The following is a 21965-nucleotide window of genomic DNA, read 5'->3' on the forward strand; positions in this document are numbered from 1 at the left end:
CGGATGAAAACCAATCTTGTGAGCCATTTTTACACGTATGTCGGCTGAACCCCAATCTCGCCCGCCGGCCGCTGTGGCAGCAGTTCGATCACCATGTCCGAGGGGCGGCACAGGCGCACGCCCAGGGGCGAAACCACGATGGGTCGATTGATGAGGATCGGGTGCGCCAGCATCTGGTCGATCAATTCGTCGTCGCTCCAATGGACGGCATCCAGCCCGAGTTCCTTGTAAGGCGTGCCCTTGACGCGCAGCACGTCCCGCACGTGCATGCCCATCCGTGCGATCAGCGCCTTTAGGGTTTCGCGGTCGGGCGGCGTCTTCAGATACTCGATGACCGTGGGCGCGATGCCGCTGGCGCGGATCAGCGCCAGCGTATTGCGCGACGTGCCGCAATCCGGGTTGTGGTAGATCGTGATGTCACTCATGCCAGCATCTTCTGAACCGTGATGGAAGAATCGTTCGCTTGCGCCGCATCACCAAATGGCAAAACCAGCACGGGCGCGAACCCGCCGCCGGGCGTCCGCAAGTTGGTGGTCTGGCCGGCATAGGTGCGTGCCGCCAGCAGCAGGACACGTCCCCGATAGGCATAGGCCCGCATGTCCACTTTGAGCCGCATCGGCACATCATCGACTGTGACCATGCGCTCGCTGGGCGGCACCAGCGCCTGGGCGACGAAGCCGCCGGCAGTGATGTGCTCCCATGTCTTGCGCGTCAGCTTGTCGCCCCGATAGGCGGCCTTGCCCCCGTAGCCCGCCATCGGCTTGAAGAACCATTGACGCCGCTCGCGCCAGAGGACTTCCGCATTGGCCGGCAGGACAGCTTGGGCGGCGGGAACCACCGCGCGCAGCACGGCACGGTCGGCCTCGCCGGCACCCCAGCGGGCCATCTGTACGTCATCCCCCAGCCAGATCAGATTGCGCTTGTCTGCGTGCATAGCGTGCGCTCGTGGGTGCGGCGTCAGCACCACCGCGCCCACCTGATAGGCGCTGCGCAGCGCCGCATGCGAAGACTCCGACAAGTCGAAGTCGGTGAGCCGGTTGTAAACCATGTCGATTGGCAAATCGGCGGGAAGCGCCGGGTGCCACAAGGCACCGTCGCGCCATTGGAGTTCGCGCGGGTCGGCCACGATAGCCCGGACGCCATGATGCTCGAACAGCCGCCGGACAAGCTCGAACTCGGGGGCGAGGTACTGCTGCTGCGGATCGTCATCGACCACGACCGCCGTGCGCCAGGACTGCACACCCCGCTGTGCCCGCCATTCGGCGCGGAACATGTCGATGAAGGCTTGCGTGAGGTCGGCACGGCCCAGCCACTGCTCCATCGCCGCGCAGCAGGTGTTCTGCGCCCCGGCCAGCGCGGCACTAAGCAGCGCGCCGCCCGCATTGGTGTTGATCTCGATGAGACGCGGGCCGTCCGCTCCCAGGTGGAAGTCGTACCCCATGAACACGCCAGATGGGCCGAAGTCCGGCGCCAGCGTGTCCGTGCCGTGCGCGCGTTCCACCACCGCCTGCCGATAGCCCGGCAGGCAGGTGACACGCTCCAGCGTCGCCACGGCCTGGGCGATGGCGTTGAGGGTTGGCATGTCGATGAACACCGCCGTTTCCGAAAACAAGTGGGGATGGCTGTCGGCCAGCGACGTGGGCAGGCTTTGGTGCAGCCGTGTTGCATCGAGCGTGCGACATGCACAGGAAAGATTGAGCTGTTCGGCGAGGTTCATGGCCGCTTTCATCGTGCCGCGGACTGCTCGCGTTCATACCAACCGCGCGATCGGTTGACCACGCGCACGACCAGCAGCATCACCGGCACCTCGATCAGCACTCCGACCACGGTGGCCAGCGCCGCGCCGGAATGGAAGCCGAACAGGCTGATAGCCGCCGCCACGGCCAGCTCGAAGAAGTTGCTCGCGCCGATCAGCGCCGAAGGACAGGCGATGTTGTGCTTCTCGCCCACCTTGCGGTTGAGCCAGTAAGCCAGGCCAGAATTGAAGAACACTTGGATCAGAATGGGCACCGCCAACATGGCGATGACCAGCGGCTGTTGCAGGATGGCCTGGCCCTGGAAAGCGAACAGCAATACCAGCGTCAGCAGCAGCGCCGCAATGGACAGCGGGCCGATGCGCTCCAAGGCCCGATCGAACGCGGCCTGGCCCCGGCGCAGAAGCGCGCGGCGCCAGAGCTGCGCGATGATGACCGGGATGACGATGTAGAGCACCACCGACACCAGCAGCGTGTCCCACGGCACCGTGATGGCCGACAGGCCCAGCAGCAGGCCGACGATGGGCGCGAAGGCGAAAACCATGATGGTGTCGTTCAAGGCCACTTGCGACAGCGTGAACACCGGATCGCCGCCAGTCAGCCGGCTCCAGACGAACACCATCGCCGTGCAGGGCGCGGCGGCCAGCAGGATCAGGCCGGCCACGTAGCTGTCGAGCTGGTCGGCCGGCAGCCATTCGGCGAAGACCTGACGGATGAATATCCACGCCAGCAGCGCCATCGAGAACGGCTTGACCGCCCAATTGACGAACAGCGTGACGCCGATGCCGCGCCAATGCTGCCTGACCTGGCCCAGCGCGCCGAAGTCCACCTTGAGCAGCATCGGAATCACCATGATCCAGATCAGCAGGCCCACCGGCAGATTGACCTGGGCCACTTCCATGCGGCCGATGGCCTGGAACACGCCGGGCGCAAGCTGGCCCAGGGCGATGCCGGCGACGATGCATAGCAGCACCCACACGGTCAGGTAACGCTCGAAGACGCTCATGGCGGGCGCCACCGGCGCGCGGCCGGCGGTATCGGTTCCTGCGGTCATCGCGCGGGCCTCACTGGTGGCCAATGTCGCGCAGCTCGCGCTGCAAGGACATGGCATCAAGGCTTTTCAGGGGCAGCGACAGGAACAGCTCGATGCGCCGGCGCAGGGTGATCGCGGCGTCCGTGAACGCCTTGCGCTGCTGTTCCTCCGTTTCGTCGACGGCCGCCGGGTCGGGCACGCCCCAATGGGCCGATACCGGCTTACCCGGCCACAGCGGGCAAGCCTCGCCAGCGGCGTTGTCGCAGACGGTGAAGATGAAGTCGAACAACGGCGCACCCGGCGCCACGAACTCGTCCCAGCTCTTGCTGCGGTAGCCGGTCGCCGGCAGGTGCAGGCGCTCCAGCGTGGCGAGCGCCAAGGGATGCACTTCGCCTTTCGGATGACTGCCCGCCGAATAGGCGCGAAAGCGCCCTTGGCCCAAGGCGTTGAGGATGCCTTCGGCGAGGATCGACCGGGCCGAATTGCCCGTGCAGAGGAACAAGGCGTTGTAGGTAGGTTCTGTCGTCATATGCGCCTCGCGTCAGCAGCAGGAAGTAGTCGATTTCGCAGCGCGTGGCGCGCAGCACGCCGCAGCGGCACCGGGTACGGGCTGGGGTGCTTCGTTGAAGACGGGGATGTTGCCCAGCGTGTGGAAGTGTTCCCAAGCCACGCCCTGCGGGTCGGTGATCCAGTGCTTCTCGCTGCGCGCGTAGCAGCAAGTCGTAGTGCCTTCGTCCAGCAGCGTCATGTCGGCGGCCTGCGCACGGGCCTTCAGCGCAGCCAGTTCCTCGGCATCGTCGGTCTGGATGCCCAAGTGGTCGATGCCTGGCTTGCTGCCGCGCGTGGAGACAGCGAAGTTGACTGGCGGGTCTTCAAGCATCCACTTCGCGTAGTCGTCTTCGATGCGCGTGGGTTGTGCAGCGAACAGTTGGGAGTAGAAGCCGATGCTGCGGTTCAGGTCATCGACGTGGAGGTGGACGTGAAAGCGTTTCATGGGGATTTCCTTTCAGCAGGACTTGCAGGCGGAGGAGGACTCGGTGACTTCGCAGGCGCTGCCCTGGCAGCAGTGCTCGGTCATATAGCCGAGCAGGCTGTTCATCTGCGCGAAGTCGGCGCGGTAGATCAGGTTGCGGCCTTGCTGCTCGATGGTGACGAGGCCGGCGTGGGCCAGTTCCTTCAAGTGAAAGGACAAAGAGTTGCGGGCCACGTCGAGCTGGTCGGCGAGGACGCTGGGCGTCAGCCCTTCGGGGCCGGCGACGACCAGGGCGCGGAACACGCGCAGGCGCTGGGTATGGGCCAGGGCACCAAGTGCGGAAACGGCTTGATCTTCGTTCATGGTTCGATAATACAACATTTATTGAATCATTGTGCAAGGAGCTAGCAAACAGAACCTCATGGCGTCCCGGCGTGCCGCCGTCGGGTTCGCGGGCTACGCCCCGCGCTTCGTGCCGAATCGCGGCCATTCGGCTTTGACCCCTGACGCCTCCGGCCCTCTCGGGCCTGCGCGCTCCGCTTGCCCCAAAAGCCGACTGTGTGCAGTGGGCGGGTGTGGGCGGTCTTGCTGTTCCCTTCACCGTATCACGGCGTTCTCGCCGTCAAGGGCGGCGCGCGCCATGCGCGCTTGCGTCCTGGCGGCCGTCTGCGACCCCTGACTGCTTGCGCTGCGCCGTGCTGGCGCCGGTTCCGGGCAATTCCGCCCGAGCAACCGGAGCACGATCATGTCGCAACTGACCCTCTCTCTCGATACCCCGCTGATGGTGCGCGATGGCCGTGGGCGCTATCGGCCGGCGGACGCCGACCAGATTCTGGAAGCCGCACGCCAGGTCATCGAACAGAAGATGCAGCGTGGCGCGACGTTCACGTCGCCGGAGGCGGTGAAGGACTACCTGCGCGCCAAGCTGGCCGGCTTCGAGCACGAAGTCTTCGCGGTGTTGTTCCTCGACACGCGCCATCGGCTGATCGACTACGTGGAGATGTTCCACGGCACGATCGACGCCGCCGAGGTGCATCCGCGCGAGGTAGTGAAGCAGGCGCTGCGACTCAATGCGGCGGCGGTCATCGTTTCGCACAACCATCCGAGCGGGAACCCCGAGCCGAGCGCGGCCGATAAGGCGCTGACCTCGCAGCTTCGGCAGGCGCTGGCGCTGGTGGACGTTCGCACGTTGGATCACATCATCGTCGCGGGAAGCCGTACCACGTCATTCGCCGAGCGCGGCCTGCTTTGACCCTTGGGGGCTTCGGCCCCCTTTTTTTTGCTGCGCCCGGCGGCGCAACTCCGGCCCTCGCGGGCCTACGCGTGCTGCGCACTTGCCGAAAACGGGACTGCGTGGAGGTGCGAGGGAGGCGGTCTTGCTGTTCCCTTCATCGTGCCACGGCGTTCTCGCCGTCAAGGGCGGCGCGCGCCATGCGCGCCATGCGCGCTTGCGTCCTGGCGGCCGTCTGCGACCCCTGACTGCTTGCGCTGCGCCGTGCCCCGGAAGGGTCGGGCAATTCCGCCCGGCATCCTTTCAGGAGTTCACCATGAACAACGCACTCATTACTGACGAGCAGCGCGTCGTGCTGCTGGCCAACGGCCGCGAATCGTTGGAGAACCCGGACTTCGATCCGGCCCCCGTGGTCAAGCTGTTCACGCCGGACGCCGGCGCGACCTGGCTGCTGACCGAGATTGATCCCGACGACCACGACCACGCCTTTGGTCTTTGCGACCTGGGCCTGGGGGCGCCGGAAATCGGCTGGGTCAGCCTGGGCGAGCTGGCGACGGTGCGCGGCGGGCTGGGCCTGCCGATCGAGCGCGACCTGTCTTTCCGCGCCGAGAAGCGGTTGAGCGTCTATGCGCGCGATGCGCGGCTGGCCGGGCGGATCGCTGTCTGACCTGGCCTTGGGAGCGCCGCAAGGCGCTCCTTGTGCTTTGTGCTTTCTCGACCATCGAAGGAGATCCATGCCATGAGCAGCCATCACGACTACATCATCGAAATCACCGCGCAGCACGATGCGCTCAAACCGTTCGCGCCGGAGAACGGCCAGCCCTTGCGCTTCAAGATCGGCGACGCGGTGATCTACACCAACGAGTACGGCGCACAGTTCCGCCGCCGCGTCACCGGGTTCTACCAGCCCACCGGGCTGTCGGGTCTGTACGCGCGCGGTGCGCGCTACCTGCTGGACTCGTCATCGCCGTGGATGCCGGTATTGGAATCCAGCCTGCGCCCTGACGACTCGGCGTGATGCCTACGCGCCCCTTGCGGGGCGCTGCGCGCTTTGCTTGCCTCCAGGGGAAAGCCCTGCGGGCTATCCCCGCCGCGCGGTGCTTGGCGCCCCTCAAAGACCGCCGAACCGGCTGCGCCGGATCGGCCAGACCGCAGCAGTCGCTGTCGAACACGCTTCCCCATGACCGGCGCATGAGCTTGTGCATCGAGCATTGAAGGCTGTGCGTCCCCGGCCAAGAAACATGGCCGGTCGCGCTGTCGTGCGCGCTGCGCATCGAGCCGCCTGCGGCGTCTCGCCCCTTCCGGGCTTCCATCGTTCCCTCGCTCCGCTCGGCTGACGCCTCCGGCCCGGCTTCCAGCTTCGGGCCTGCGCGCTTCGCTTGCCGTGCGGTCAGCGTGTTGGAGGGCCGTTGCCATGTCCAGCCGTCTCCCCTGACTTCATCACCTTGTCCGCGACTGTAGCCCGCGGCCGTGTGCCGTCAAGGCGCGCAGGGCCGTGTCCTCGGCTGCGCCTGCGGGCCGCACCAACCCTGCGCTTGCCTCCTTGACGGCCCTCGTTCGCGCGCTCCTGACCGTCGCGGGCGATGAACTCAGGAAAGACGGTGGCAACAGGGCCAACCGGGTTCCTCGTGCCGACCGCACCAAACAGCCGAAAGGCTGGGCTCCGAATCTAGGAATCCGGTGTGCGGTGAACAGCAAACCTTTTTTCTTTGTCAGGAGAAATGCCATGCAACTCGCATCCCGCTTCGCTTCCCGTTCCCCGATGCTGCGTTCGGAACGCCCCTTGTCCGACGACCAAATCCGGGCCGTGGCCCCGTCCATCTTCGCGGACGCCCCGCACGAAAGCCGCTCCGAGCGGTACAGCTACATCCCCACTGCCACGGTGTTGCAAGAACTGCGCGGGGAAGGCTTCGAGCCTTTCATGGTGACGCAGACCCGCGTGCGCCACGACGACCGCCGCGACTACACCAAGCACATGATCCGGCTGCGCCACGCCAGCCAGATCAACGGCCGCGAGGCCAACGAAATCATCCTGCTGAACTCCCATGACGGCACCAGCAGCTATCAGATGCTGGCCGGGATGTTCCGCTTCGTTTGCAGCAATGGGCTTGTCTGCGGCGACACCGTGGCCGACGTGCGCGTGCCGCACAAGGGCGACGTAGCCGGACACGTCATCGAAGGCGCTTACGAAGTCCTGCACGGCTTCGACCGGGCGCAGGAATCCCGCGATGCTATGCGCGCCATCACGCTCGACGCCGGGGAATCGGAAGTGTTCGCCCGCGCTGCGCTGGCGTTGAAGTACGACGAGGACAAGCCCGCGCCCATCACGGAATCGCAAATCCTGATGCCGCGCCGCCACGACGACGACCGCCGCGACCTGTGGAGCGTGTTCAACCGCACGCAGGAGAACTTGACCAAAGGCGGCCTGTCCGCCCGCGCCGCGAATGGCCGCCGCCAGACCACCCGGCCCGTACAGGGCATCGACCAAAGCGTGCGCCTCAATCGCGCCCTGTGGCTGCTGGCCGATGGCCTGCGCCAGTTGAAAGCCTGAATCCCCACGCGGCAGGGGCAGGCAGCAGCCCTTGCCGCTTCTCTCGCTGCTGCATCCCAACCGCAAGGAGTTATCACCATGAACGCCGTACTCAAAACCGAAACCGTCGCCATCGAAGCCGCCGCACCGCTGGAAGTGGCAGACCCGACCAAGAACCTGATCTTGGTTCCGCTGTCGCAACTGTTGCCGCGCCGCTCCAAGCGCAACGTCCGCACGACCCCGCGCCAGTCCATCCCCGAACTGGCCGCGAGCATTGCCCGCATCGGCCTGCTGCAAAACCTGATCGTCATCCTTTCCACCGATGGCGAGGCTTACGAAGTGGTGGCAGGCGACCGCCGCCTGACCGCCTTGAAGCTGCTGGCGAAGAAGAAGCGCATCCCCGCCGACTACGAAGTGCCGTGCCTGCTGGTGGCCGATGCGTCCGCGCGCACCGTCAGCCTCGCGGAGAACGTGCAGCGCGAGAACATGCACCCCGCCGACCAGTTCGCGGCCTTCGCCGCGCTGGTCAAGGAAGGCCGGCCCGTCGAAGACATTGCCGCCGACTTCGGCGTGTCCCCGCTGGTGGTGCAGCGCCGCTTGAAGCTGGCGAACGTATCGCCGCGCCTGATGGCCGACTACCGGGCCGGTGGTGTGACGCTGGAACAGTTGATGGCCTTGACCATCACCGACGACCACGCCGCGCAGGAAGCCGCGTTCTATGGTGCGCCGGAATGGCAGCGCAGCCCGTCCAAGCTGCGCGAGCGCCTGACCGAGCGCGAAATCGACGCCACGCACGCGCTGGTGCGCTTCGTCGGGCTGGATACCTACCAGCAGGCAGGCGGTGGCATCCGCCGCGACCTGTTCGCAGAAGGCGATGCCGGAACCTACCTCACCGATACCGCAGTGCTGGAAACGCTGGTGCGCGACAAGCTTGCAACGCTGGCCGAGGACGTGCGCGCCGAGGGGTGGGCATGGGTGGAGGCCGTGCCGCATCTGGCCTACGAGGAACGGCAGGCGTTCCAGAACGCCCCGCGCCATCGTCGCGAGCCGACCACCCGCGAAGCCCGCCGCATCGCCTCGCTGGAAACCCGCCTCGAAAAGATCGACGCCGAACTGGAAGAAGCCTGCGACGCCGAGGACGAGGCCAAGGCCGAGAAGCTGGAACAGCGGCGCGATCAGGTGGTCGGGGAACTGCAAGACGCGGAGGATGCCTTGCAGGGCTATGCCCCCGAGGTGCGCGAGGTGGCCGGTGCCATCGTCACCATCGACCGCAACGGCGAGGCCGTCATTCATCGCGGCCTGCTGCGCGAAGCCGAGGCCAAGGCGCTGCGCACGCTGGAAAAGCTGCGGCGCGGTTTCGGCAGTGCCGAAGGCGAAGCCGCCAACGACGAGCACGAGGACGCCGACGACGCGCCCAAAGCCGCGAGCCTGTCCGACCGGCTGGCGCAGCGGTTGAGCGCCCACCGCACGGCGGCGCTGCAAATCGAAGTCGCACGGCATCCGCACGTCGCGCTGGCCGCGCTGGTGCATGGCATGGTGCAGACCGTCTTGCAGCCCGACGCCTACGGCGATGGCCTGCCGCTCGGCGTGCGCCTCACGACGCAAGACCGACTGGAAGGCATGGCCCCGGACTGGCCGGAATCGCCCGCCGCCGTGGCGCTGCGCGAACTGCAACAGGTGGCCGGTGAAGCCTTGCCGGAGGACAGCGCCGAACTGTTCGCCGTGCTGCTGGCGAAATCGCAAGACGAACTGGTGCGGCTGCTGGCCGTGTGCGTGGCTTCCACGGTGGACGTGGTGACGCCTCGCGCCACGGTGCAGCAACCCGGCGAGGAACTGGCGCAGGCCGTGGGCCTCGACATGGCCGCATGGTGGAAGCCGACCGCAGAAGGCTACTTCAAGCACATTTCCAAGGCCGTGATTCTGGATGCCGTGGCCGCGTTTGCACCGGAATCCGTCACCCGACTGGCGAAGTTGAAGAAGGCCGACATTGCCAGCGAAGCCGAACGGCTGGCCGATGGCACGGGCTGGATGCCCGCCATCTTCAAGGCCGAAGGCCCGGAAGCTGCGCCGGCGGAAACGCAGGCGCAGGACGCCCCGGAGGATGCCGATGCCGTGGCGGATGAACCCGCAGAGGCGCTGGCCGCTTGACCCGCGCCGAAGGCAAGCGCCCCGGCCTCGACCGGGGCGCTTCGCTGCAAGGAGAAGCCCCCATGACCCGCACCACCACCAGCCGCCCGCGCATGGCGGCGATCTACGCCCCCGGCACGGTGCGCGTCCGCCGCTGGCACGGCGACGGCGACGTGCGCGGCTACCGCCCGCCCTCGGGCTGGTCGGCCCGCGCAGACCTCACCGACATTCACCCCATCACGGGCCGCGCCTTGCCGCGTGCCGTGTGGTGGCTCATCGAGACGAAGGATTAACCGCGTTCAGTACCGCGCCCAGGCCGTTCCGTCCTGGGCGCGGTGAAACGCAAAAATCCGGGCGCGGCAGTGGCCGCGCCCGGTGTTCAAGGCCAACAGTCGAATCAGAACGCCGCCGCCTTCGCGGTGGCTCAGGCGGCGGCGTTGAAGGCATCGCTGTAGCGCGCGATGCCTTCCGGCGCTGGCCCATGCAGGGCCAGCGCAATAAAGTAGCCGGGCGGCACGCCCGGCAGTTGCAGGCCCGCATGGGCCTGAAAACCAAAGCGCCCGTAGTACGCGGGATCGCCCAGCAGCACACAACCAGCGGCCCGCATCGCCCGCAGTTCAGACAGCGCCTGTTCCATCAGGCGCGAGCCGATGCCGTGCCCTTGCCTTTGCGGCAAGACGGAGATCGGCCCCAACTCGTACCAGCCATCCGCCTTTCGCCCTTGGTCGTCGGTGATCGTGACGAGGGACAATGCGACGTGGCCGACGATCTGCCCATGTTCCTCGGCCACGATGGAAAGCGTCAGTTCATTGGCTGCACGCAAGGCACGCACGATGAATTGCTCGGTGTGGCTGGTGTGAGGCGCATCGGCGAAAGCGGCCGTCGTGACGGCTTCGATGGCAGCGATGTCGTCCGGGGCTTCGTGTCGTAGCTGGAGGGTCATGGGCTTGTCTTGGATTCCTTCCTGAAAATATAGAACGGCTTGGGCGTGTCGGCGCGCAGCGCCGCCGGGCTTTCGGGCTGCGCCCCGTGCTTCGTGCCGAATCACGGCCATTCGGCTTCAATCCCTTACGCCTTCGCGCCTGCGGCGCTGCGCGCTTCGCTTGCCTCCAAGGGAAAGCCCTGCGGGCTATCCCCGCCGCGCGCAGCTTGGCGCCCCTCGATGCGGCCGAACCGGCTGCGCCGGATCGGCCCGACCAGCGCCCCGCCGCGATGGTCGCAACGCTGGCAAACACGCTGGCGCTTGCTGCGGCAGGTTGTGCGGATGCGTGCTGCCCTCAACGCTGGCGGTTCCTGCCCATCACGTCACGAAGGACGGTTCACGGACAACCCGCCCGGCATCGCTATGGAGCTTCCACGCCACGCCTCAAGACCGGCGCCGCAAGGTGCGGCCGGGGCTTTCTCGCCTTTCATTGGGTGGTTGACCTGGCCCGCGTCAGTGGGCGAGCCGGAGAAGCCTTCGGGCGGGGATGCCGAGTCGGCCCCATCTCCTTTCGGAGCGGTTCGGCCCAAGGCGTCCTTGTCTCGTTGTGAATCCTGGCGGTGGCACGGCTGCGCCTCGGGCTTCATGGCTGCAACCGTCCGGCGAAAACAATTTCCCCGCCGCTGCGCGGCTTCCTCGCGCAGCAAATTCTTTTCGCCTCCCGGCTCTCCACTGCGTTGCGACCGCAAGCGGTGCAGCCCGCCCGTCCCTCGCCGGCCGGATCACAACAAGGACGCGATGGGCGCGAACCTTGTTCAACCGAAAGGAGAAAGCATCATGGCCAACATCGGCACCTTCACCACCGACAAAGAGGGCTTCACCGGCACGCTTCGCACCCTGACGCTCAACGTCAAGGTCAAGCTGGTTCCCAACGACAAGGGCAGCAGCGAGAACGCCCCCGACTTCCGCCTCCAGGCCGCCGGCCACGACATCGGCGCGGCGTGGAACAAGACCAGCGAGGCCGGGCGGGAATACAAGTCCGTGACCCTCGACGATCCTTCGTTCCCGGCTCCGGTCTATGCCCGCCTGATCGAAGGCGAGGACGGCACGCACGACCTGATCTGGTCGCGCAGCAAGCCCCAGGCGGCGTAACCGCCGCAGCGCCCCGCCCATCGCGGCGGGGCACTGTGCTGCTGTTCGCAGCACATCACCACGTCACGCGCGCGGCTTCGCCGCGTCGCGTTCCTTCAACACCGCCTCCAGCTCCTGGCGCACCTGCGCCAGCAGCTCGTCGGCCTTGTGCGGGCTGTCGCCCGCGTAGGCGAGCGTCAGCAGCGTGAGCGGGTGAATCTCCATCACCTCGCACAGCTCGGCCAGCTTGTGCAGGGTCGGGCTTTTGAGGTCGCGTTCGAGGGTGCTCATATAGGTGCGGCTGGACACGTCAGAGAAGGCTTCCTGGCTCAAGCCACGCGCCTTTCTAACTATCTTCAACGCCTTCGCCAATGAGTTCCCAGCCGCCACCTATGGTTTCCCTCGAAAAACCAAGATGACAGCCCATTGCGCCCTATAGGACTACAATCTATAGTGTTCATTTGGTGCTCTACGTTTTTGTGCCTTTACGGAAATCCGCATCGGCGGATTCCAGCAAAGCCACGCAGGCGCATCCGTGCTTGCGCACGAAGGCGTAAATCCGGTTCGGCGGTTCTGCGCTTGGGCGTGAAACCGCATCCGTGCATCATTGGATTTGTGGGATTGCCGACCATGCCCCAGCCACTCGCCACCGCCCCGGAGCGCGCGCAACTGCTCGCCAACGGCGCGGCCCGCGCCGCTGGCCGGGCCATCGACCCCGTGCCCGTGGTGCGGCTGTTCACGCCGGACGCGCATGTGACCTGGCTGCTGGCCGCGCTCGATCCCGCCGATGGCGACACCGCCTGGGGCCTCATCGACCTGGGAATCGGGATGCCGGCGCAGGGCACCGTCAAGCTATCCGACCTGGCTGGCATCGTCGGGCCGCGCCAGCAGCCCGTGATGCGCGACCTCTATTTCCGCCCCACGCGCACGCTGTCGGAATACACCCGGCTGGCCGAGCGCGACGGAGCGATCCCGGACTGAATACGGCCTACTGTGACTTTTTCAGTCTGGTGTCATACCGGGTAGGTCTCAATCGAGATTCTTGCGGCGAAGCCCTACCAATCTGATCCAAATAGACAGGATGCTTGACGCGGGCTGCGGCAGGCTGGCTTGTGCGGTGCCCTCGGTCGGGGCGCTGCCGCCGCAGCATTGAGACGAATACCGCAACACATCGGAGCCAATCGGTCTTGATAGCCCCATCCGCTGTTTTCACCCCTGACGTTCCGACGAAGGCGATGTAGCGCGTAGTTCTTCCGTGGCGGCGAGTCCTGTTCGCAGGAGGAGGCGTCATGGTCAATCCTCATCACCTCGCGCATTGGTATCCCACTGCCGCATACCTGTATGTCTTTTGGCTGGATGCGCTCGCGCTCGCCTGGGAGTACCTGCGCAGGCATCCAGACTACCGGCTCGACTGGCTGCGCCGTCATCGCCGGCGTGAAGCAGCGCATCGCTGGGGCTTGCGCCTGCTGGAAGACCCAGCCCTGGATGCGCGCGACGCGCATCCAGCCTGGCTACCCGGCCACGCTGCCGTGGTGCAACTCTACCCCGATGCCGATCCGCCCGTGGATGCCGAATCCTTCGCGTTCTGGCGCATCCCCGGCCAAAAGCAACTGTTCCACGACGGCAAGAAACTGGCGCTGATCGCGCGCAGTCCACGCCATTGCCTGCGCTTTGCGCTGGCGGCTGGGCTCGAAGACGGCATGGCCGTCGCCTATGCCCACCGCGGCGGCGCTGCCGCGCCTGCGCGCGGTCATGTGTTCGGCGCGGCACTGGCCGATGCCAGACGTAGGCCGACACCTGCCGCGCTGCTGGAACTGCACACCTTGCAGGCGCTCGACGCGACCCTGGCGGGTGCGTCCTTGCGCGACGTGGCCGAAGGTCTGTTCGGCGCCGATGCCGTGGCTGCCGACTGGCACGCCGATGGCGATCTGCGTGCCCGCGTGCGCCGCCTGGTGCGGCGCGGCGATGCGTTGATGCGCGGCGGCTACCGCCGCCTAGCACAACTGTCGCCGCTTGAGAAGGGACGTTTTGATGGAGACGCAAAACGTCCCTGAGCAGAGCAGCTTCGTTTTCTGAGACTGGCTTCCATCCGGTTGCGCTGTGTGGCCGGAGCTTTGCAACCGATGGAGGTTCATCTCATGCGTCCCGCTCCTTTGCGGCCTGCCGCCGCTGTCTCAACTGCTGCCGCGCAGCCCCAACGCTATCTGACCAACGACGAAGCCGCCGAATACCTGCGCCTGTCGCCGCGCACGCTGGAAAAGCAGCGCGTGATCGGCGGCGGCCCGCGCTTTCGCAAGTTCGGCCGGCGCGTCATGTACGCCGTGGCCGACCTCGATGCCTGGGCCGCCGACCGCAGCTTCGAGACGACTTCCGATCCCGAATACGCCGAGCACCACTCGGCCGACAGCCGTGCGCGCTGACCACTGGAGCGCGGGAGGCCATCGCCATGTCCAGCCCTGCGCTGCCGTCCCGGCAGCGGCCGTTGCAAGAGCGCGAACAGCTCGACCTGTTCCGCGCCTTGCCCGGCGACATGGCGCCGCGCGACAGCCAGGACTTGATGGCCTTTCCGTTCTTCTCGCTGGCGAAGTCGCGGCGCGTCGCGCCGATCGACTTCCGGGCGGGGAACGTCACGATCCGCGTGGAAGGCACGGCCGAGCATGGCATCGCCACGATTTGGGACGCGGACGTGCTGATATGGGCGGCCTCGCAGATCGTGGAAGCCCGCGACGCGGGCTTCCGCTCGTCGCGGCTGATGCAGGCCACGCCCTACGAGATCCTGCGGTTCATCGGGCGCGGTACGTCGCTGCGCGACTACCAGCGCCTCAAGGCCGCCCTCGACCGGCTGCAATCGACCACGGTGGCCACGTCGATCCGCGAGACGACCGGACGGCGCCTGCATCGCTTCTCGTGGATCAACGAGTGGAAGGAACTGGCCGATGCCAAGGGCACGCCCTTGGGGCTGGAGCTGATCTTGCCGGACTGGTTCTATGCCGGCGTCATGGACGCCGCCCTGGTGCTGACCATCGACCCGGCGTATTTCCGGCTGACGGGCGGCATCGAGCGCTGGCTGTACCGGCTGGTGCGCAAGCACGGTGGCCGACAGCCGGGCGGCTGGCAGTTCGATTTCCGACACCTGTATCGGAAATCGGGCAGCGCTACGCGCTTCTCGGACTTCGCCTACGACCTGCGCACGCTGGTCGCGCGGCAGTCGCTGCCGGGCTACGCCCTGGGCATCGAGCGGATGCCGGACAACGGCGCCGAGCTGCTGACCTTTCGGCCCGTGCCATACACGGCACGGGGATAAACGGTGCGCAACTTGTGGACGGGCTCGTGCTATCAGGAGTACGAGGTATCGTGCTATCGGGAGTACGGCTATCGTGCTATCAGGAGTACGAATCGGCCGCAAAGCCAATAACGGCGCGGGTTTGCGGCCCCTCTAACTTCCCTAACTTAAAACCTCTAACTGGTAGTAGAAGCGCCGCGCCACGGTGGACAACCGCCACGCGGCACGACGCGCAGCGGCAACAGCCCGGCTTTCCAACACGGAGGGCCGCGCCATGATCGTTGCTCTGCTCAACCAGAAAGGCGGCGTGGGCAAGACCACGCTCGCCACGCACATCGCTGGAGAGTTGGCGATGCGCGGCCAGCACGTCGTGCTGCTGGATGCCGACCCGCAAGGCTCATCGCTGGACTGGACGCAGCGCAGAAGCCAGCAAGGCTTGCCAAGGCTGTTCAGCGCCGTGGGCCTCGCACGCGAAACGCTGCATCAGGAGGCGCCAGAACTCGCCAGGCGGGCCGATCACGTCGTCATCGACGGGCCGCCCAGGATCGCCGCCTTGGCGCGCTCCGCGCTGCTGGCGGCCGAGCGCGTGCTGATTCCGGTGCAGCCCAGCCCCTACGACCTGTGGGCCAGCGCGGAGATGGTGGCGCTGATCCGCGAAGCGCAGGTGTTTCGGCCTGCGCTGCGCGCGGCCTTCGTCATCAATCGGCGCGTCAGTACCACCGTGATCGGACGCGAAGCGCGCCAGGCACTCGCCGACCAGCCGCTTCCAGCGCTGCGCGCGGAAGTGCATCAACGCATCGTGTTCGCCGACAGCGTGGCCGCTGGACGGCTTGCACGCGAGACGGCGCCGGACAGCGCCGCCGCGCGCGAAATCACCGCGCTGGTGGACGAACTGTTGCGGTGGACGCCATGACCGCAAAGCCGCCACCGAACGGCAAACGCTCGGTCAAGCGCGTCGGCATCGGCGCGCGTCCGCCCGCGAATCCGCACGCCGAGGCGTGGATTCGCCAGGGCGACGCCGATGCGCTGGGCAAGGGCGACCTCTACACGGCCCGCCTCACGCTCGACATCACGCCCGCGATGCGGGCGCGCATCAAAGTGTCGGCCTTCACGCAAGGCGTGACCGTCTCCGACCTGCTGCGCGGCTTGCTGGAGCGCGAGTTTCCAGAACACCGCAGGGAGAACACCCCATGACCGCATCCGCTTCGCCTGCCGCTGGCGCGGCCACGGCTGCGCTCGCAGCACCTTCCGGCCAGCTTGCCAGCGCGCCGCTGACGCGCGTGGCACTGGCCTACATCGAACCGCGCTTCAAGCTCTACCTGCGCTTCGGTGAACCTGCGCGCACGCACCAACTCGACCGCTGGCGTCGCTGCGCGGTGTTCCTGCCGGGCGCCATGTTGTGCCGCATCCGCTGGCAGGCCAACGACTACGGCACGATCCGCTGGCAGCTCATGGTGATGCAGGCTTGCACGCCGTTCGATGCGGCGCAGCGCATCCCCGGCGTGCAGCCTGGCGCGCGCCTGCTGCTGCACGCCGAAGGGGAGAACCAGGTGCGCGCCGTGCTGGAGCGCATCGACCCCATCGAGGCGCTGGGCATCGCGCCTATCGGAGCGTCGCCCGCGTACTGGCGCACGCTCGCCAACCGGCTCGCCGCGCGCCTGCCGTTGCCCGAATACACCGCCGAGCGACACGCCGCCTGGCTGACCGGGAGGGCGCTGCCATGACCGCCGTTTCCCCTGCCGGCACCGAGCCGCGTCCTCGCGCGCCCCGCGCACGTTTGCGCGCTCGCCTCGTGCTGGCGAGCCTGTCCGCCTGGGGCCTCGCTGCGCTGGCTTGGGCGTCCTTCGTGCATCCGCTGCCGCGCCTGATCTACAACCCGTCCGACAGCGTGGCGGTCGGCTGGTATCGCGTCGATCCGCTGGGCCGTAAGCCCGGCTCGCTGCCACGCCCCTTGTCCGTGGGCAGCATCGTCCTGACCACGCTGCCGCCAGACGCTGCCGCGCTGGCCGCGCAGCGCGGCTACCTGCCGGCGCGCGTCCCGCTGCTCAAGCGCGTGGGCGCCATCGCGCCGCAGGAGGTGTGCATCACTGGCCGCATCGTCCGCATCGACGGCGTGCCTTCGGCCGCCGCGCTGCCCGCCGACCGCTGGGGCCGGCCGCTGCCATCCTGGCAGCAGTGCCGTCGCCTTGAAGCTGGCGAACTGTTCCTGCTCAGTGTGACCAACCCGGCGTCGTTCGACAGCCGGTATTTCGGGCCGGTCAGCGCATCCGCCGTGATCGGCGTCGCGCATCCGGTCTGGCTGGAGTCTCGCCCATGATGGCCGCCGACTCGCTGCACGTTGCCGTGCATTTCATCGTGCCATCGGGCGTGTCGTTCTGCTGTCCGTCGCCATGCTGTCGCGCGTGCAGTGCGAGCGCATCCGCGCCGCACTTCGCGCTGCCTTCGGCGCAGCCGTCCCACGTGCAGGCGTCTTGCCTCGAACGCGCCCGACCTGCGGCCCTCACCGCGCTGGTTCGCGCGTTCGCCGGCGCGCTGGCTGCTCGCGCAGCAGCGCCGCCGGGCCGCCGCGGCCCGGAGCGCCAGCGAGGGGCAAAGGCGGAAGGCAAGACAAAAGGACGCGGCACCGGGCCGCGTCGAAAGCCTGTCTGCACGTGGGGGTGGCGCGGCACGGAGCGGCTTTGCCGCCGTGCCGCTTGGGGCGCGAAGCCCGCGCCGATGCAGTCATGTCCACGTGCTTCGCACGCCCGGACACGCCAGAGCTTGCAGGGAGCCCAGCCATGACCAACCGCCGCGATGACGATTTCCGCATTCGCCCCAGCGCCCCGAAGAACCGGGGCCAGGGCTTCGTTTCCAAGGTGCTCAAGCAGGCAGGAAAGGCCAGCAGCGGCAAGTCGGCGGTGCGCCGTCCTGGCGGCAGTGGCAAGGGCGCCGGCATCGGCCAGCGGCCCGGCTCGCGGCTGGGACGCGGCCACACGGCGGCGCGCTTCGCGGGCGCGAAGCTCACGCCCATGTCGCGGCGCGTGACCATCAAGACGCTGCTGGTCAATCAGCAGCGGGCCAGTCCGCAGTCGCTCGCCAAGCACCTGCGCTACATCGAGCGCGACGGCGCCGGCCGCGATGGCGAGCCAGGCCAAGCCTATGGGCCGCAGACCGATGCTGCCGACCTCGACGCCTTCAAGGAACGCTGCGCCGACGACCGGCACCATTTCCGCTTCATCCTCTCGCCGGAGGATGGCGCGGAACTGGACGACCTGCGCACCTACACGCGGCATCTCATGGGCCGCATGGAAGCCGACCTGGGCACACGGCTGGAATGGGTGGCGGTCGATCACTGGAACACCGACAACCCGCACACCCACTTGATCGTGCGCGGACGGGACGACACGGGCAAAGACCTCATCATCGCGGGCGACTACATCGCCGATGGCTTCCGGCATCGCGCGTCCGAGCTGGCGACCGAATGGCTGGGGCCACGCACCGAGCTGGAGATCCAGCAGACCTTGCAGCGTGAAGTGGATCAGGAGCGATGGACGAGCCTGGATCGCACGCTCAAACGCGAACTGGGCGACGATGGCCTGGTGCATGTCGAACGGTTCAACGAACCGCGGCTGCAACGCCAGCGCCTGCTGCTGATCGGCCGCCTGCCACGCTTGCAGCGCATGGGCCTCGCCGACGAGACGCAGCCGGGCACCTGGGCCGTCCATGCGGATGCCGAAAAGACGCTGCGCACCCTGGGCGAGCGCGGCGACATCATCCGCACCATGCAGCGAGCCATGCGCGGCGAACCGCGCGAGCTGGCGGTGTTCGAGCCGGGCGACGATGGCCGAACCATCCTCGGCCGCGTGGCTGCGAAGGGGCTGGCCGACGAGCTGCGCGACCGGGGCTATCTGGTCATCGACGGGGTGGACGGCAAGGCCCACTACGTCGCGCTCAACGCCCGCGACGAGCTGGCGAACTATCCCACCGGCGCCGTGGTGGAGGTGAAGGGATCGGCCGACGTGCGCGCGGCCGACAGGAACATCGCCGCTCTGGCGAGCGATGGCCTGTACCGCACCGACCACCACCTCGCCATCGCACAGGGTCAGGCCATGCCGGGCCGTGATCCGCAGGAAGTCGTCGCCGCCCATGTCCGCCGGCTCGAAGCCTTGCGCCGCGGCGGCATCGTGGAGCGCGTGGCCGAGGGGCTATGGAAGGTGCCGGGCGACCTGGCCGAGCGCGGTCGCCAGTACGACGCGCAGCGCCTGGGCGGCGTGGCTGTAGAGCTGAAATCGCACCTGCCCATCGAGCGGCAGGCGCGCGTGATCGGGGCCACCTGGCTCGACCAGCAGTTGATCGGCGGCGGCTCGGGCCTGGGGGACCTGGGCTTTGGCGGCGAGGTCAAGGAGGCATTGCAGAAACGCGCCGACTTCCTTGCCGAACAGGGGCTGGCCGAGCGGCGCGGGCAGCGCGTGATCCTGGCGCGCAACCTGCTGGGCACGCTGCGCAACCGGGAACTGGCACAAGCCGCGAAGGACATTGCCGGCGAAACCGGCCTGGAGCATCGCCCGGTGGCCGATGGGCAGCGCGTGGCCGGCATCTACCGGCGCAGCGTCATGCTCGCCAGCGGGCGCTACGCGATGCTCGATGACGGCATGGGATTCAGCCTAGTGCCGTGGAAACCAGTGATCGAGCAACGGCTAGGTCAGCAACTTGCTGCCACTGTACGCGGCGGCGGTGTGTCATGGGAGATTGGACGGCAGAAAGGCATGTCCATCATCTGACGAGCAACCTGCTTCCGACGAGTCGAAACTGCGCCCATCCACGATCTGCATTCTCCCGCAATGGCGAGAGGCCAACTAAGCGATGCGAGGCAGCGTTAGATCAAATTTAGTCGCTGTATCGCTGGACGTTGCCTGCACATGTCCACCATGAGCTTCGGCAATTGATTTGACGATGGCCAGCCCTAGCCCTGCACCTGCGTTCTTTCGTTGGCGGGCAGGATCTACTCGGAAAAAGCGATCGAATAACTTCGGCAGATCAGCCTCCGAAATTCGCTCGCCCGGATTTTCGACACTTATCGTTGTCCATCGCTCATCTTGCGCCAAAGCGACTGTAATACGCGACCCATAGGGAGTATGACGGATTGCGTTGGAAAGAAGATTGTTGAGCGCCCGCAGCAACATCTCACGATCCGCCCGTATTGGTTCGGCAGCACCCTTTGCGTAAAGTGTGATGTTGCGGTCTTCAGCTAATGCCTCGAAGTAGTCAAACAAACCTCGGATCAACTCAGCCAAGTCGATTTCGCCGAGGCGGAGATTTCGAGGGTCATTTTCCGTTTGAGCTAGAAACAACATGTCGCCGATCATGCGACTCATGCGATCAAACTCCTCCAAGTTGGAGTAGAGGATCTCCCGATATTCCTCTGCACTGCGGGGTTGCCCGAGCGCCACATGGGACTGCGTAATCAGGTTGGTAACGGGTGTACGCAACTCGTGCGCAATGTCGGCGGAAAAGTGCGACAGGCGGACAAACCCTTCCTCGATTCTGGCCAGCATGTCGTTGAAGGCGACCACAAGTTCAGCCAGTTCTATAGGTACGTCCAGAGGATCAAGTCTCACATCTAGCTTTGAAGAGCGGATCGTGCGAATCTCCTCGTTGACCTTGCGGATTGGAAGGTGGCCCCATTGCACGGCCAGCCAAGCCACCCCGAGCGCAATGCAGAGAACAAGGCAGGTCGCCCACCAGAGCATGCGCTTGAACTCTGCCAAGAAATCGAGATGAAAGCCGATGTCCATGGCAGCGACGATGCGGTAGCCAGGTGCCGCCGAATCGTCGGCAGGCAGTTGTAGCGCCACACCTCGATAAGACCTCTGATTCTCTTGCCACACCGTCAAATCGTCGGCGGTGATGCGGTTGACCAACTTTTTGCTGCTGGCAAGTTTCGACAGGTCAGGACCCGGCGTGGCATAGATGGTATTGCCCGGCCGATCATAGACACCATAGGTCATCCCATGATGTCCTGCCACTGCATTGGCTAAATGCTGCCGCAACTCATCTTTGTCCATGTCATTAGCGATCTGTCGCAACGGCTCTGCCAAGGCCGTGACCACTGCGTCCAGTTCATGGGCGTCCTGTTGGGCAAAGTGGTGCTCCAGGGATCTAACGACAACCCAGTTGAACGCTAGAAATACCAAGGTAGTGGCAATGCCAACCAGGGCCGTGACCCTCAATGCAAGCGACGCGGGACGGCTTCGCCGTGGCTTATGGCGCGAGGTCATCATCAGGCGCATCGAGCGTGTATCCCATGCCACGTACAGTGTGGATGAGCTTTGGATTGAACGCATCGTCGATCTTTGCGCGCAGACGACGGATGGCCACATCAATGACGTTGCTGTCGCTGTCGAAATTCATGTCCCACACCTGAGACGCAATCAACGAACGCGGCAGAACTTCACCCTGTCGGCGTGCCAGCAGTTCGAGCAACGCGAACTCCTTGCTGGTGAGATTGATGCGCTGACCAGCGCGCGTTGCACGTCGGCGCGGCAAGTCCAGCACCAAATCGGCAACTTGGATGCGATCAGGCTGGCTCGGAGCGCTTCCGCGTCGCAGCAGCGTCCGCACCCGCGCCAGCAATTCCGAGAACGCGAACGGCTTGACGAGATAGTCGTCTGCCCCCAGTTCCAACCCCTTGACGCGGTCATCTACGCTGCCACGTGCGGTTAGAAATAGCACAGGGACTTGTTTGCCAGCATCTCGCAGCGAACGCACGATGCGCCAGCCATCGACATCCGGCAGCATGACATCCAAGACCACCAAATCGTAGGTCTCGCTCATGGCCAAGTGGTGTCCGTCCAATCCGTTACGCGCCAGATCCACGACGAACCCTGCCTCCATGAGACCTTGGCGGACGTAATCCGCCGTCTTGTTCTCGTCTTCAACGACCAACAGCTTCATCGCATGCCCCATGAAATCGCTGCGGCGTAAGGAATTTTGCCGCCCACG

Annotated in this window: 26 protein-coding genes; 16 read left to right on the top strand and 10 right to left on the bottom strand. The window is 66.3% G+C overall.

Features of this window, described 5'->3' with window-relative positions:
- Positions 1–29: 29 nt before the first annotated feature.
- From arsC to NTU39_RS21820, 6 genes are read right to left on the bottom strand one after another with little or no spacing between them, the layout of a single operon-like run.
- Positions 30–425 carry an arsenate reductase (glutaredoxin) gene (gene arsC, locus NTU39_RS21795; RefSeq protein WP_057380600.1) on the bottom strand — a complete coding sequence of 132 codons (396 nt, stop codon included), beginning with the start codon at positions 423–425 and terminating at the stop codon, positions 30–32.
- On the bottom strand, positions 422–1717 hold the full coding sequence (locus tag NTU39_RS21800; protein ID WP_257958546.1) for a hypothetical protein: 1296 nt from the start codon (positions 1715–1717) through the stop codon (positions 422–424). Before NTU39_RS21800 ends, arsC begins: the two co-directional genes overlap by 4 nt.
- An 8-nt stretch (positions 1718–1725) precedes the next feature.
- Positions 1726–2808 carry an ACR3 family arsenite efflux transporter gene (gene arsB / locus NTU39_RS21805; protein WP_057380598.1) on the bottom strand — a complete coding sequence of 361 codons (1083 nt, stop codon included), beginning with the start codon at positions 2806–2808 and terminating at the stop codon, positions 1726–1728.
- A gap of 10 nt (positions 2809–2818) precedes the next feature.
- Positions 2819–3316, bottom strand: coding sequence for an arsenate reductase ArsC (locus tag NTU39_RS21810; protein WP_057380597.1), 498 nt, complete (start codon positions 3314–3316; stop codon positions 2819–2821).
- Positions 3317–3328: 12 nt separating this feature from the next.
- Entirely contained in the window at positions 3329–3781 is a 453-nt protein-coding gene (locus NTU39_RS21815) for an ArsI/CadI family heavy metal resistance metalloenzyme (RefSeq protein WP_057380596.1), read from the bottom strand.
- A gap of 12 nt (positions 3782–3793) precedes the next feature.
- Positions 3794–4123 (bottom strand): ArsR/SmtB family transcription factor, encoded by a 330-nt coding sequence (locus NTU39_RS21820; protein WP_057380616.1) that lies wholly within the window; start codon positions 4121–4123, stop codon positions 3794–3796.
- A 382-nt stretch (positions 4124–4505) separates the two neighbouring features.
- On the opposite strand from NTU39_RS21820, the gene radC reads away from it, so the two are divergent.
- From radC to NTU39_RS21850, 6 genes are all read left to right on the top strand, one after another.
- On the top strand, positions 4506–5012 hold the full coding sequence (gene radC / locus NTU39_RS21825; RefSeq protein ID WP_130561452.1) for a RadC family protein: 507 nt from the start codon (positions 4506–4508) through the stop codon (positions 5010–5012).
- Between the two features lie 295 nt (positions 5013–5307).
- Entirely contained in the window at positions 5308–5658 is a 351-nt protein-coding gene (locus tag NTU39_RS21830) for a DUF2958 domain-containing protein (RefSeq protein ID WP_130561451.1), read from the top strand.
- 72 nt (positions 5659–5730) lie between these two features.
- Positions 5731–6009 (top strand): hypothetical protein, encoded by a 279-nt coding sequence (locus NTU39_RS21835; protein WP_057386265.1) that lies wholly within the window; start codon positions 5731–5733, stop codon positions 6007–6009.
- Between the two features lie 708 nt (positions 6010–6717).
- Positions 6718–7542, top strand: a complete 825-nt coding sequence (locus NTU39_RS21840; RefSeq protein ID WP_057386264.1) for a DUF932 domain-containing protein — start codon at positions 6718–6720, stop codon at positions 7540–7542.
- Positions 7543–7620: 78 nt separating this feature from the next.
- Positions 7621–9669: a ParB/RepB/Spo0J family partition protein gene (locus NTU39_RS21845; protein WP_257958547.1), complete on the top strand. Its 2049-nt coding sequence runs from the start codon at positions 7621–7623 to the stop codon at positions 9667–9669.
- Positions 9670–9731: 62 nt separating this feature from the next.
- Positions 9732–9941, top strand: coding sequence for a hypothetical protein (locus tag NTU39_RS21850; protein ID WP_057380594.1), 210 nt, complete (start codon positions 9732–9734; stop codon positions 9939–9941).
- Between the two features lie 131 nt (positions 9942–10072).
- Here NTU39_RS21850 and NTU39_RS21855 read toward each other — a convergent pair whose 3' ends face one another.
- Positions 10073–10591: a GNAT family N-acetyltransferase gene (locus tag NTU39_RS21855; protein ID WP_130561448.1), complete on the bottom strand. Its 519-nt coding sequence runs from the start codon at positions 10589–10591 to the stop codon at positions 10073–10075.
- Between the two features lie 816 nt (positions 10592–11407).
- Here NTU39_RS21855 and NTU39_RS21860 point away from each other — a divergent pair.
- Complete coding sequence (locus tag NTU39_RS21860; RefSeq protein ID WP_057380592.1) at positions 11408–11722, top strand: DUF736 domain-containing protein; 315 nt, start codon at positions 11408–11410, stop codon at positions 11720–11722.
- A gap of 63 nt (positions 11723–11785) precedes the next feature.
- On the opposite strand, the gene NTU39_RS21865 is transcribed toward NTU39_RS21860, so the two are convergent.
- On the bottom strand, positions 11786–12091 hold the full coding sequence (locus tag NTU39_RS21865) for a helix-turn-helix domain-containing protein (protein WP_041110964.1): 306 nt from the start codon (positions 12089–12091) through the stop codon (positions 11786–11788).
- A gap of 240 nt (positions 12092–12331) precedes the next feature.
- Between NTU39_RS21865 and NTU39_RS21870 the strand changes: the two genes are divergently transcribed.
- The 9 genes from NTU39_RS21870 to NTU39_RS21910 all read left to right on the top strand — a co-directional run bounded on the left by NTU39_RS21870 (position 12332) and on the right by NTU39_RS21910 (position 19744).
- Positions 12332–12682 (top strand): DUF2958 domain-containing protein, encoded by a 351-nt coding sequence (locus NTU39_RS21870; protein ID WP_057380591.1) that lies wholly within the window; start codon positions 12332–12334, stop codon positions 12680–12682.
- 308 nt (positions 12683–12990) lie between these two features.
- Entirely contained in the window at positions 12991–13755 is a 765-nt protein-coding gene (locus tag NTU39_RS21875) for a DUF2285 domain-containing protein (protein WP_057380590.1), read from the top strand.
- An 84-nt stretch (positions 13756–13839) separates the two neighbouring features.
- Positions 13840–14121, top strand: coding sequence for a helix-turn-helix transcriptional regulator (locus NTU39_RS21880; RefSeq protein WP_013721771.1), 282 nt, complete (start codon positions 13840–13842; stop codon positions 14119–14121).
- Positions 14122–14147: 26 nt separating this feature from the next.
- On the top strand, positions 14148–15005 hold the full coding sequence (locus NTU39_RS21885; RefSeq protein WP_015014850.1) for a replication initiator protein A: 858 nt from the start codon (positions 14148–14150) through the stop codon (positions 15003–15005).
- Between the two features lie 253 nt (positions 15006–15258).
- Entirely contained in the window at positions 15259–15897 is a 639-nt protein-coding gene (parA, locus tag NTU39_RS21890) for a ParA family partition ATPase (protein WP_013517157.1), read from the top strand.
- Positions 15894–16178, top strand: coding sequence for a hypothetical protein (locus tag NTU39_RS21895; protein WP_057380615.1), 285 nt, complete (start codon positions 15894–15896; stop codon positions 16176–16178). The genes parA and NTU39_RS21895 overlap by 4 nt, the downstream gene beginning before the upstream one ends.
- Positions 16175–16708, top strand: coding sequence for a DUF2840 domain-containing protein (locus tag NTU39_RS21900; protein ID WP_183168287.1), 534 nt, complete (start codon positions 16175–16177; stop codon positions 16706–16708). Before NTU39_RS21895 ends, NTU39_RS21900 begins: the two co-directional genes overlap by 4 nt.
- Positions 16705–17301 carry a S26 family signal peptidase gene (locus tag NTU39_RS21905; RefSeq protein WP_057386259.1) on the top strand — a complete coding sequence of 199 codons (597 nt, stop codon included), beginning with the start codon at positions 16705–16707 and terminating at the stop codon, positions 17299–17301. The genes NTU39_RS21900 and NTU39_RS21905 overlap by 4 nt, the downstream gene beginning before the upstream one ends.
- A gap of 460 nt (positions 17302–17761) precedes the next feature.
- Entirely contained in the window at positions 17762–19744 is a 1983-nt protein-coding gene (locus tag NTU39_RS21910) for a relaxase/mobilization nuclease domain-containing protein (RefSeq protein ID WP_130561446.1), read from the top strand.
- A 75-nt stretch (positions 19745–19819) separates the two neighbouring features.
- Here the strand turns inward: NTU39_RS21910 and NTU39_RS21915 are convergent, their stop codons facing one another.
- The gene (locus tag NTU39_RS21915) at positions 19820–21241 is read right to left on the bottom strand and encodes a heavy metal sensor histidine kinase (RefSeq protein WP_428148544.1); all 1422 of its coding nucleotides are present in this window, start codon (positions 21239–21241) and stop codon (positions 19820–19822) included.
- The gene (locus NTU39_RS21920) at positions 21225–21917 is read right to left on the bottom strand and encodes a heavy metal response regulator transcription factor (protein WP_012202383.1); all 693 of its coding nucleotides are present in this window, start codon (positions 21915–21917) and stop codon (positions 21225–21227) included. The genes NTU39_RS21915 and NTU39_RS21920 overlap by 17 nt, the downstream gene beginning before the upstream one ends.
- Between the last annotated feature and the right edge of the window lie 48 nt (positions 21918–21965).

Origin of the sequence: Pandoraea commovens, assembly GCF_024704525.1 — a bacterium.
In the GTDB taxonomy this organism is placed as follows: Bacteria; Pseudomonadota; Gammaproteobacteria; order Burkholderiales; family Burkholderiaceae; genus Pandoraea; species Pandoraea commovens.

What these genes read in the sequence shown, in the direction of transcription:
- NTU39_RS21900 (WP_183168287.1), top strand. Translation starts at nt 16,175, where the DNA reads ATGACCGCATCCGCTTCGCCTGCCGCTGGCGCGGCCACGGCTGCGCTC.
- NTU39_RS21835 (WP_057386265.1), top strand. Translation starts at nt 5,731, where the DNA reads ATGAGCAGCCATCACGACTACATCATCGAAATCACCGCGCAGCACGAT.
- NTU39_RS21800 (WP_257958546.1), bottom strand. Translation starts at nt 1,717, where the DNA reads ATGAACCTCGCCGAACAGCTCAATCTTTCCTGTGCATGTCGCACGCTC.
- NTU39_RS21880 (WP_013721771.1), top strand. Translation starts at nt 13,840, where the DNA reads ATGCGTCCCGCTCCTTTGCGGCCTGCCGCCGCTGTCTCAACTGCTGCC.
- parA (WP_013517157.1), top strand. Translation starts at nt 15,259, where the DNA reads ATGATCGTTGCTCTGCTCAACCAGAAAGGCGGCGTGGGCAAGACCACG.
- NTU39_RS21885 (WP_015014850.1), top strand. Translation starts at nt 14,148, where the DNA reads ATGTCCAGCCCTGCGCTGCCGTCCCGGCAGCGGCCGTTGCAAGAGCGC.
- NTU39_RS21870 (WP_057380591.1), top strand. Translation starts at nt 12,332, where the DNA reads ATGCCCCAGCCACTCGCCACCGCCCCGGAGCGCGCGCAACTGCTCGCC.
- NTU39_RS21845 (WP_257958547.1), top strand. Translation starts at nt 7,621, where the DNA reads ATGAACGCCGTACTCAAAACCGAAACCGTCGCCATCGAAGCCGCCGCA.
- NTU39_RS21850 (WP_057380594.1), top strand. Translation starts at nt 9,732, where the DNA reads ATGACCCGCACCACCACCAGCCGCCCGCGCATGGCGGCGATCTACGCC.
- NTU39_RS21820 (WP_057380616.1), bottom strand. Translation starts at nt 4,123, where the DNA reads ATGAACGAAGATCAAGCCGTTTCCGCACTTGGTGCCCTGGCCCATACC.
- NTU39_RS21915 (WP_428148544.1), bottom strand. Translation starts at nt 21,241, where the DNA reads ATGACCTCGCGCCATAAGCCACGGCGAAGCCGTCCCGCGTCGCTTGCA.
- NTU39_RS21810 (WP_057380597.1), bottom strand. Translation starts at nt 3,316, where the DNA reads ATGACGACAGAACCTACCTACAACGCCTTGTTCCTCTGCACGGGCAAT.
- arsB (WP_057380598.1), bottom strand. Translation starts at nt 2,808, where the DNA reads ATGACCGCAGGAACCGATACCGCCGGCCGCGCGCCGGTGGCGCCCGCC.
- NTU39_RS21875 (WP_057380590.1), top strand. Translation starts at nt 12,991, where the DNA reads ATGGTCAATCCTCATCACCTCGCGCATTGGTATCCCACTGCCGCATAC.
- NTU39_RS21840 (WP_057386264.1), top strand. Translation starts at nt 6,718, where the DNA reads ATGCAACTCGCATCCCGCTTCGCTTCCCGTTCCCCGATGCTGCGTTCG.
- NTU39_RS21830 (WP_130561451.1), top strand. Translation starts at nt 5,308, where the DNA reads ATGAACAACGCACTCATTACTGACGAGCAGCGCGTCGTGCTGCTGGCC.
- NTU39_RS21920 (WP_012202383.1), bottom strand. Translation starts at nt 21,917, where the DNA reads ATGAAGCTGTTGGTCGTTGAAGACGAGAACAAGACGGCGGATTACGTC.
- NTU39_RS21860 (WP_057380592.1), top strand. Translation starts at nt 11,408, where the DNA reads ATGGCCAACATCGGCACCTTCACCACCGACAAAGAGGGCTTCACCGGC.
- NTU39_RS21815 (WP_057380596.1), bottom strand. Translation starts at nt 3,781, where the DNA reads ATGAAACGCTTTCACGTCCACCTCCACGTCGATGACCTGAACCGCAGC.
- arsC (WP_057380600.1), bottom strand. Translation starts at nt 425, where the DNA reads ATGAGTGACATCACGATCTACCACAACCCGGATTGCGGCACGTCGCGC.
- NTU39_RS21855 (WP_130561448.1), bottom strand. Translation starts at nt 10,591, where the DNA reads ATGACCCTCCAGCTACGACACGAAGCCCCGGACGACATCGCTGCCATC.
- NTU39_RS21905 (WP_057386259.1), top strand. Translation starts at nt 16,705, where the DNA reads ATGACCGCCGTTTCCCCTGCCGGCACCGAGCCGCGTCCTCGCGCGCCC.
- NTU39_RS21910 (WP_130561446.1), top strand. Translation starts at nt 17,762, where the DNA reads ATGACCAACCGCCGCGATGACGATTTCCGCATTCGCCCCAGCGCCCCG.
- radC (WP_130561452.1), top strand. Translation starts at nt 4,506, where the DNA reads ATGTCGCAACTGACCCTCTCTCTCGATACCCCGCTGATGGTGCGCGAT.
- NTU39_RS21895 (WP_057380615.1), top strand. Translation starts at nt 15,894, where the DNA reads ATGACCGCAAAGCCGCCACCGAACGGCAAACGCTCGGTCAAGCGCGTC.